The following is a 772-nucleotide window of genomic DNA, read 5'->3' as shown; positions in this document are numbered from 1 at the left end:
GCCTAAGTTGATTCACGGCGAGGGCGGAAGCGGAACTGGGAACGCGCTATGAATGGCGGCTGTTGCCCGACTGAAGCTGGTCGCGGCAGGGGGACGATCGGGCCCATTGCAGGAGGTCGACAAAGTCGGCACTGATGCGGCGGACGGGCACGCGCAAGCGTCGGCGACAAAATCGGGGAGAAGATTCCCGGTACTACCCAGAACGAGGCCGGCGAGAAGCCCTGACGAAGGATTGCTGTTGGAAATGGCCAGGGCACCTTCCAATCTGGTCGGTCGCCCGCGGCTGCAGAAGTGAGGGCTGGGTTGTCGGTCGAACATGATGATGGCCATACCAACGAAGCACTCGGCAACGCCATCGGCCCATCTTCAGTCAAGGGCAAGCTACCGGCCCTGCGAAGCCAGTTCCGGGAGCATGGACGAACCGGACACGGCTCAACTCTCAAGTTCGGACGCCCCAGCGGACCGGGCGCTCGCAAGGTCGGCGATGAGGTCTCGCGCCTGCTGAAATTCGATTCCCTTGTCGAAGTACGCAAGGGCGCCGGCATCCATGTGGCACTTGCGCACGGAGGCCCAGCTGAACTGGGAAAGCACGACCACCTTGATGTTCGAATGGTGCTGCCTGACGAAACGCAATACCTCGATTCCGCGGTCGCGTCCGCGCAACTTGGCGTCCAGGACGATAAGGTCCGGAGGACTCGAGGCGATGGACGCCAGCGCGCTGGCCACGTCCCCCGCATGGCCGATGACAGCGACGCCCGGTACAGTCTGCAGC

1 protein-coding gene is annotated in these 772 nt (G+C 63.2%); it reads right to left on the bottom strand.

Features of this window, described 5'->3' with window-relative positions:
* Positions 1–432 precede the first annotated feature (432 nt).
* Positions 433–772, bottom strand: a 340-nt coding sequence (locus AC1DY5_RS57535) for a response regulator (RefSeq protein ID WP_478123023.1), incomplete at its 5' end; no start/stop codon positions are given.

The organism is Variovorax sp. P4_D9 (assembly GCF_056401695.1).
This window is presented reverse-complemented; position numbering and strand designations above follow the sequence as displayed.